Raw genomic sequence first — 6,837 nt, 5'->3', positions numbered from 1 at the left:
GGCGGACTCCACTCGAACAAAAGTCGATAAATGACAAAGGCTGAAACATTCATGATTGTTGACGCACATCGACAAGACCCTATGCAAAGGGTGACGTGCGAATTGCTATCTGCAATTTTTACCCGATCAGGATCCATTGAAACGATCAGGACCGCGGATCATAGCGTAAACTGAGAAAGAGATCTTCTGTTTCTCACAGATTCTTCCCGATTTATCCACAGGATGATCCAGAATCGGCTAAGTGTAAACGATCCTGGAGAAGTGCTGCAGGTTTTAGCGCGCATATTGAAAAAATTAATGAGTAAAGATGCTTTACTGCTTAAACGATCTAATAAAGATCCCGAGCGATCCTTGCGCTTTATCCGCCAGCCCGTATAATTCTTACCCCCAGCGAGTAACGGTCGCCTTACGGCGTCAACGCTGCCTGTTTTATACGCGAAACCATGCGGAAAAAAGCGGGAAATAAGGAAAGAGAATTGACTCCGGAGTGTACAATTATTACAATCCGGCCTCTTTAATCACCCACACTGTGGCGTAAGTCGTTCGAAATTCGTTCGGGTATACGCAAAAGTCAGTGAATTTATTCAAGTTTAGGTAGAAATCGCCATGAAACGCACTTTTCAACCGTCTGTACTGAAGCGCAACCGTTCTCACGGCTTCCGTGCTCGTATGGCTAATAAAAATGGTCGTCAGGTTCTGGCACGTCGTCGTGCTAAAGGCCGTTCTCGTCTGACCGTTTCTAAGTAATAAAAGCTAGCCCCTGAGTGGTTAAGCTCGCATTTCCCAGGGAGTTACGTTTGTTAACTCCCACTCATTTCACATTCGTCTTCCAGCAGCCACAACGGGCTGGCACGCCGCAAATCACCATCCTCGGCCGCCTGAATTCGCTGGGGCATCCCCGTATCGGTCTTACCGTCGCCAAGAAAAACGTTAAACGCGCGCATGAACGCAATCGGATTAAACGTCTGACACGTGAAAGCTTTCGTTTACGTCAGCACGAACTTCCAGCAATGGATTTCGTGGTGGTGGCGAAAAAAGGGGTTGCTGACCTCGATAACCGTGCTCTCTCGGAAGCGTTGGAAAAATTATGGCGTCGCCATTGTCGCCTGGCTCGCGGGTCCTGATAGCCCTTATTCGGGTCTATCAACGCCTGATCAGTCCGCTGCTTGGGCCGCATTGCCGTTTCACTCCAACCTGTTCGAGCTACGGAATTGAGGCATTGCGCAGGTTTGGAGTGATAAAAGGCAGTTGGTTGACGGTGAAACGCGTATTAAAATGCCACCCTTTACACCCTGGTGGTGACGATCCCGTCCCGCCCGGACCATTTGATACCAGAGAACACTAACGATGGATTCGCAACGCAATCTTTTAGTCATCGCTTTGCTGTTCGTGTCTTTCATGATCTGGCAAGCCTGGGAGCAGGATAAAAACCCGCAACCTCAGGCCCAACAGACCACGCAGACAACGACCACCGCAGCGGGTAGCGCCGCAGACCAGGGCGTACCGGCCAGTGGCCAGGGGAAACTGATTACGGTTAAAACTGACGTGCTTGATCTGACCATCAACACCCGTGGTGGTGATGTGGAACAGGCTTCACTGCCAGCTTACCCGAAAGAACTCGGTTCTACCGAACCGTTCCAGTTACTGGAAACCACGCCACAGTTCATCTACCAGGCACAGAGTGGCCTGACAGGTCGTGACGGCCCGGATAACCCGGCTAACGGCCCGCGTCCGCTGTACAACGTCGAAAAAGACGCGTTTGTACTGGCTGACGGTCAGAACGAACTGCAGATCCCGATGACCTATACTGACGCAGCGGGTAACACATTCACTAAAACGTTTGTACTCAAGCGCGGTGAATATGCTGTCAACGTTAACTACAGCGTGCAGAACGCCGGCGAAAAACCGCTGGAAGTCTCCACCTTTGGTCAGCTGAAGCAATCCATCAATCTGCCATCTCATCGCGACACTGGTAGCAGCAACTTTGCGCTGCACACCTTCCGTGGCGCGGCGTACTCCACGCCGGATGAGAAGTATGAGAAATACAAATTCGACACCATTGCTGAAAACGAAAACCTGAACGTCAATGCTAAAGACGGCTGGGTCGCAATGCTGCAACAGTATTTCGCAACGGCATGGGTTCCGCGTAACGACGGCACCAACAACTTCTATACCGCTAACCTGGGTAACGGCATTGCCGCTATCGGCTATAAATCACAGCCGGTACTGGTTCAGCCTGGCCAGACTGGCGCGATGACCAGCACCCTGTGGGTCGGCCCGGAAATTCAGGATAAAATGGCGGCAGTTGCACCGCACCTGGATCTGACCGTGGATTACGGCTGGTTGTGGTTCATCTCTCAGCCGCTGTTCAAACTGCTGAAGTGGATCCATAGCTTCCTGGGTAACTGGGGCTTCTCCATCATCGTTATCACCTTTATCGTTCGTGGCATCATGTACCCGCTGACCAAAGCGCAGTACACCTCCATGGCGAAGATGCGTATGCTGCAGCCGAAGATTCAGGCTATGCGTGAGCGTCTGGGCGATGACAAACAGCGTCAGAGCCAGGAAATGATGGCCCTGTACAAAGCTGAGAAGGTTAACCCGCTGGGCGGCTGCTTCCCGCTGATCATCCAGATGCCAATCTTCCTGGCGTTGTACTACATGCTGATGGGCTCCATTGAACTGCGTCATGCGCCGTTCGCTCTGTGGATCCATGACCTGTCTGCACAGGACCCGTACTACATCCTGCCGATCCTGATGGGCGTGACGATGTTCTTCATTCAGAAGATGTCTCCGACCACCGTGACCGACCCGATGCAGCAGAAGATCATGACCTTTATGCCGGTCATCTTCACCGTGTTCTTCCTGTGGTTCCCGTCAGGTCTGGTGCTGTACTATATCGTCAGCAACCTGGTAACCATTATTCAGCAGCAGCTGATTTACCGTGGTCTGGAGAAACGTGGCCTGCATAGCCGCGAGAAGAAAAACTCCTGATACTAGTCGCAGGGGCGTTGGCTGAATTTGCTTGCCGCCTTCCTGCACTTGAATTATTTCGAGTATTCACGGTAAAGTTAATGCCAGAGAAGGCGGTCATTAGACCGCCTTTTTTACATTTACAAGAGAGCTATCATGAACCATAACGACACCATCGTCGCTCAGGCCACCCCACCGGGACGTGGTGGCGTGGGTATCCTGCGCATCTCCGGCCTGAAGGCGCGCGAGGTTGCAGAAACCGTACTGGGGAAACTACCAAAACCGCGCTATGCCGACTATCTGCCGTTTAAAGACGCGGATGGCAGCACGCTGGATCAAGGAATTGCCCTGTGGTTCCCCGGTCCGAACTCCTTTACCGGTGAAGATGTTTTAGAGCTTCAGGGCCACGGCGGTCCGGTGATTCTCGATCTGCTGCTTAAACGTATTCTGATCATTCCCGGGCTGCGCATTGCCAGACCGGGTGAATTCTCCGAGCGTGCGTTTCTCAATGATAAGCTTGATCTGGCCCAGGCAGAGGCAATTGCCGACCTGATCGATGCCAGCTCAGAGCAAGCCGCTCGCTCGGCGCTGAACTCGTTGCAGGGCGCATTTTCTGCACGGGTAAATCATCTTGTGGAAGCGCTCACTCACCTGCGCATCTACGTGGAAGCGGCGATCGACTTTCCGGATGAAGAAATCGACTTCCTGTCTGATGGCAAGATTGAAGCGCAGCTCAACAACGTTATCAGCGATCTCGATGCTGTTCGTGCCGAAGCGCGTCAGGGCAGCCTGCTGCGCGAAGGGATGAAGGTGGTCATTGCCGGTCGCCCAAATGCCGGAAAATCAAGCCTACTGAACGCGCTGGCAGGTCGTGAGGCGGCCATTGTGACCGACATTGCGGGTACGACTCGCGACGTACTGCGTGAGCATATTCATATCGACGGTATGCCGCTGCACATCATCGACACTGCCGGTCTGCGCGATGCCAGCGATGAAGTTGAACGCATTGGTATCGAACGCGCGTGGCAGGAAATTGAACAGGCCGACCGCGTTCTGTTTATGGTTGATGGCACCACCACCGACGCCGTGGACCCGGCTGACATCTGGCCAGACTTTATTGCCCGTCTGCCAGCCAAACTGCCGATTACCGTGGTGCGTAACAAAGCGGATATTACCGGTGAGACGCTGGGTCTTAGCGAAGTAAATGGCCACTCACTGGTTCGCCTATCCGCGCGTACCGGTGAAGGCGTTGACGTGCTGCGTAACCATCTCAAACAGAGCATGGGCTTTGAAACCAATATGGAAGGCGGCTTCCTGGCGCGCCGTCGTCACCTGCAGGCGCTGGCAGAAGCGGCGGAGCATCTCGAGCAGGGTAAAGCCCAACTGCTCGGAGCATGGGCCGGAGAATTGCTGGCAGAGGAACTACGTCTGGCGCAGCAGAACCTCAGTGAGATCACCGGGGAATTTACCTCCGACGATCTGCTGGGAAGGATTTTCTCCAGCTTCTGTATTGGCAAATAACGTTCTGTTGCCCGGTGGTGCGATGCCTACCGGGCCTACAGTACCCGTAAGTCGGATAAAGCAAAGCGGCTATCCGGCTACAAGTAATTTCCCATATGGAAATCACTGTTGTCCAAATGGCAACTCGTGCAGTTGACTCTCTGCCCGTATGCTTAGCGCCACATTCCTCATGAGGTCGCTATGACACGCTTTCTAATCTGCAGTTTCGCCCTGGTGTTACTCTATCCCGCGGGTATTGATATGTATCTGGTGGGGCTGCCCCGTATTGCTGCCGATTTACAGGCCAGCGAGGCGCAACTGCATATCGCGTTTTCGGTTTATCTGGCGGGAATGGCGACGGCGATGCTGTTTGCCGGGAAAATTGCCGACCAGTCAGGACGCAAACCCGTCGCTATTGTCGGCGCCCTCATCTTTATTTTCGCCTCTGCGCTGTGTTCATTCGCCGAAAGCGGTACGCCGTTTCTCACAGGCCGCTTTATTCAGGGCGTAGGCGCAGGCTGCTGCTATGTGGTGGCTTTCGCCATCCTGCGCGATACGCTCGATGATCGCCGCCGGGCGAAGGTACTGTCGCTGTTGAACGGTATCACCTGTATCGTGCCGGTACTGGCACCGGTGATGGGGCATCTGATTATGCTCAAATACCCGTGGCAGAGCCTGTTCTACACGATGATCGGTATGGGGGTGGCCGTTTGCCTGCTGTCAGTGTTTATCCTGCGAGAATCGCGCCCAGCGACGCTCCCGGCATCTGCAGAGAAGAACCACCTATCTGAATCGCTGGTGAACCGTTTTTTCTTAAGCCGCCTGGCCATCACCACTCTCAGCGTGTCGGTGATCCTGACCTTCGTGAATACTTCGCCGGTGCTGTTGATGGAAGTAATGGGCTTTGACCGTGGTGAGTACGCCACCACGATGGCCATGACCGCAGGCATCAGTATGGCGGTCTCGTTCTCTACGCCATTCGCCCTGAGCGTGTTTAAACCTCGCGTTCTGATGCTGACCTCACAAGTGCTGTTTCTGTCTGCCGGCGTGGTGTTAACCCTTGCCAGTACGCACATGGTGACGCTGTTTGGGCTGACCTTAATCTGTGCCGGGTTCTCGGTCGGCTTCGGTGTCGCGATGAGCCAGGCGCTGGGACCTTTCTCGCTGCGTGCGGGCGTTGCCAGCTCGGCGTTAGGTATTGCGCAGGTTTGCGGTTCCTCGCTGTGGATATGGCTGGCGGCGGTGCTCGGTCTTGATGCGCTGAATATGCTGATCGGGATTCTGATTGGCTGTAGCATAGTGAGTATCATGCTGATTATCACAGTTGCACCTAACCGGTCCACGCCAACTCATGAAGAAATCCCTCAGCAGTCTCGATCTTAATTTATTGCTCTGCCTGCAGCTGTTGATGCAGGAACGCAGTGTTACCAAAACTGCCAAACGGATGAACGTCACGCCGTCGGCGGTCAGCAAGTCGCTGTCGAAACTGCGGGCCTGGTTTGACGATCCACTGTTTGTAAACACCCCGCTGGGGCTAACGCCCACACCGCTGATGGTCAGCATGGAACAGAATCTGGCAGAGTGGATGCAGATGAGCAACCAGTTGCTGGATAAGCCACACCATGAAGCGCCGCGCGGGCTGAAGTTTGATCTGGTGGCCGAAACGCCGCTGGTGATGATCATGTTTAACGCGCTCTCCCGACAGATCTATCAGCGTTATCCCCAGGCGACGATCAAAATACGCAACTGGGACTATGATTCGCTGGATGCAATTATTCGCGGCGAGGTGGATATCGGCTTTACTGGCCGGGAAAGCCATCCGCGTTCGCGTGAACTGTTGAGTTTGCTGCCGTTGTCGATCGACCATGAAGTGCTGTTTTCCGATCTCCCCTGCGTCTGGCTACGTGAAGATCATCCGGCATTGCAGGAAGAGTGGAATCTGGACACATTTCTGCGCTATCCGCACATCAGCATTAGCTGGGAGCAAAGCGATACCTGGGCGCTGGATGAAGTCCTGCAAGAGATGGGGCGCGCGCGCAATATTGCGTTATGTCTGCCCGGTTTTGAGCAGTCGCTGTTTATGGCCGCCCAGCCGGATCACGCGCTAATAGCCACAGCTCCGGTTTATTGCCAGCGTTATAACCAACTCCACCAGCTTCCGCTCGTGGCGCGTCCTATGCCTTTTGATGCCGCGCAGCTGGAAAAAATGCGCGTACCGTTCACCCTTCTTTGGCACAAACGTAACAGTCATAATCCTAAGATCGTCTGGTTGAAAGACACCATCAAGGCGCTTTATCGCGATATGTCCTGACGTTGCACCGCCACTTTGTTGCTAAATCGACTATTCTGGCAACAGAAATGTAA

At 53.8% G+C, this 6,837-nt stretch carries 7 protein-coding genes; all 7 read left to right on the top strand.

Going from position 1 to position 6,837, the window contains the following annotated elements; all coding sequences use genetic code 11:
- The first annotated feature begins 606 nt into the window (after positions 1-606).
- Entirely contained in the window at positions 607-747 is a 141-nt protein-coding gene (rpmH, locus tag HV229_RS25130; protein WP_003023858.1) for a 50S ribosomal protein L34, read from the top strand.
- Positions 748-764: 17 nt separating this feature from the next.
- The gene (gene rnpA / locus HV229_RS25125) at positions 765-1,124 is read left to right on the top strand and encodes a ribonuclease P protein component (RefSeq protein WP_003844432.1); all 360 of its coding nucleotides are present in this window, start codon (positions 765-767) and stop codon (positions 1,122-1,124) included.
- The gene (gene yidD, locus HV229_RS25120) at positions 1,088-1,345 is read left to right on the top strand and encodes a membrane protein insertion efficiency factor YidD (RefSeq protein ID WP_003023846.1); all 258 of its coding nucleotides are present in this window, start codon (positions 1,088-1,090) and stop codon (positions 1,343-1,345) included. The genes rnpA and yidD overlap by 37 nt, the downstream gene beginning before the upstream one ends.
- 2 nt (positions 1,346-1,347) lie before the next feature.
- Positions 1,348-2,994, top strand: a complete 1,647-nt coding sequence (yidC, locus tag HV229_RS25115; RefSeq protein WP_003023844.1) for a membrane protein insertase YidC — start codon at positions 1,348-1,350, stop codon at positions 2,992-2,994.
- Between the two features lie 135 nt (positions 2,995-3,129).
- Entirely contained in the window at positions 3,130-4,494 is a 1,365-nt protein-coding gene (gene mnmE, locus HV229_RS25110; protein ID WP_016157817.1) for a tRNA uridine-5-carboxymethylaminomethyl(34) synthesis GTPase MnmE, read from the top strand.
- A gap of 180 nt (positions 4,495-4,674) precedes the next feature.
- Entirely contained in the window at positions 4,675-5,856 is a 1,182-nt protein-coding gene (locus HV229_RS25105) for an MFS transporter (RefSeq protein WP_019078000.1), read from the top strand.
- Positions 5,825-6,784, top strand: coding sequence for an HTH-type transcriptional regulator YidZ (gene yidZ / locus HV229_RS25100; RefSeq protein ID WP_016155073.1), 960 nt, complete (start codon positions 5,825-5,827; stop codon positions 6,782-6,784). Before HV229_RS25105 ends, yidZ begins: the two co-directional genes overlap by 32 nt.
- Positions 6,785-6,837 lie beyond the last annotated feature (53 nt).

The sequence above is a fragment of the Citrobacter sp. RHBSTW-00524 genome, assembly GCF_013747755.1.
In the GTDB taxonomy this organism is placed as follows: domain Bacteria; phylum Pseudomonadota; class Gammaproteobacteria; order Enterobacterales; family Enterobacteriaceae; genus Citrobacter; species Citrobacter braakii.
The sequence above is the reverse complement of the archived record's forward strand: the minus strand, read 5'-3'. Positions and strand labels throughout refer to the sequence as shown.

What these genes read in the sequence shown, in the direction of transcription:
- mnmE (WP_016157817.1), top strand. Translation starts at nt 3,130, where the DNA reads ATGAACCATAACGACACCATCGTCGCTCAGGCCACCCCACCGGGACGT.
- yidD (WP_003023846.1), top strand. Translation starts at nt 1,088, where the DNA reads ATGGCGTCGCCATTGTCGCCTGGCTCGCGGGTCCTGATAGCCCTTATT.
- yidC (WP_003023844.1), top strand. Translation starts at nt 1,348, where the DNA reads ATGGATTCGCAACGCAATCTTTTAGTCATCGCTTTGCTGTTCGTGTCT.
- HV229_RS25105 (WP_019078000.1), top strand. Translation starts at nt 4,675, where the DNA reads ATGACACGCTTTCTAATCTGCAGTTTCGCCCTGGTGTTACTCTATCCC.
- yidZ (WP_016155073.1), top strand. Translation starts at nt 5,825, where the DNA reads ATGAAGAAATCCCTCAGCAGTCTCGATCTTAATTTATTGCTCTGCCTG.
- rpmH (WP_003023858.1), top strand. Translation starts at nt 607, where the DNA reads ATGAAACGCACTTTTCAACCGTCTGTACTGAAGCGCAACCGTTCTCAC.